Origin of the sequence: Microcoleus sp. S13_B4, from assembly GCF_036700885.1 — a bacterium.
In the GTDB taxonomy this organism is placed as follows: Bacteria; Cyanobacteriota; Cyanobacteriia; order Cyanobacteriales; family Microcoleaceae; genus Microcoleus.
The window spans coordinates 1-1,372 of record NZ_JAUBPU010000148.1 but is presented as its reverse complement, the minus strand read 5'-3'; the positions used below and the strand labels follow the sequence as shown (position 1 = coordinate 1,372).

Here is a 1,372-nt window from a genome sequence, read left to right as displayed (position 1 = left end):
ACCCTGCTCAGATTAGCTTTAAGCAGGAACCCTTGGGATTTCGGCGAGAGGGCATCTCACCCTCTTTATCGCTACTCATGTCAGCATTCGCACTTCCGATACCTCCACGGTCGGTTACCCTCCCGCTTCATCGGCCTACGGAACGCTCCGCTACCGCTTGGATCAAAAGATCCAAACCCTAAGCTTCGGTACGTATCTTGAGCCCCGTTACATTTTCGCCGCAGGATCTCTTATTTAGACCAGTGAGCTGTTACGCTTTCTTTAAAGGATGGCTGCTTCTAAGCCAACCTCCTGGTTGTTTTGGAAATCCCACATGCTTTCCCACTTAGATACGATTTGGGGACCTTAGCTGTAGGTTAGGGCTGTTTCCCTTTTGACGACGGACCTTAGCACCCGCCGTCTGTCTGCCGGACTAACTCTGTGGTATTCGGAGTTTGGTTAGGTTTGGTAGATCTCGCGACCCCCTAGCCCATCCAGTGCTCTACCCCCACAGGTAAACATCCGACGCACTACCTAAATAGTTTTCGCGGAGAACCAGCTATTTCCCGGCTTGATTGGCCTTTCACCCCTAAACACAACTCATCCGACAATTTTTCAACATTGAACGGTTCGGCCCTCCAGTGCGTGTTACCGCACCTTCAGCCTGGTCATGCCTAGATCGCCGGGTTTCGGGTCTAATCCATCAAACTCAGTCGCCCTATTCAGACTCGCTTTCGCTGCGCCTACACCTAACGGCTTAAGCTTGCTTGATAGATTAAGTCACTGACCCATTATACAAGAGGTACGCTGTCAGGCCTCAAGGACCCTCCAACTGATTGTAAGCATTCGGTTTCAGGTACTGTTTCACTCCCCTCATCGGGGTGCTTTTCACCTTTCCCTCACGGTACTTGTTCGCTATCGGTCATGTACGAGTATTTAGGCTTGGAGGGTGGTCCCCCCATGTTCAGACAGGATTTCACGTGTCCCGCCCTACTCGAGTCCTGATGTTTCATTTTCGCATACGGGGCTGTCACCCGCTATGGCCAAACTTTCCAGAATGTTCTGCTAATTAAACACCAGGCACTGGCCTGGTCCGCGTTCGCTCGCCACTACTAACGGAATCTCGGTTGATGTCTTTTCCTCCGGGTACTGAGATGTTTCAGTTCTCCGGGTTCGCTTCACGAAACCTATGTATTCAGTCTCGCAATACCTTTGCCCAATTACCCAGCCCGTGATTGCTCACGGGCGAGATAATCGGGATAGGTGGGTTTCCCCATTCGGAAATCGCGGGATCAAAGCTTGCTCACAGCTCCCCCACGCTTATCGCAGCGTGCCACGTCCTTCATCGCCTGTACATGCCAAGGCATCCACCAAATGCTCTTACCTCACGCTT

Annotated in this window: 1 rRNA gene; it reads right to left on the bottom strand. The window is 51.8% G+C overall.

Going from position 1 to position 1,372, the window contains the following annotated elements:
* Nucleotides 1–1,370, bottom strand: a 23S ribosomal RNA gene (locus QT994_RS27640); the annotation flags it as partial.
* Between the last annotated feature and the right edge of the window lie 2 nt (nucleotides 1,371–1,372).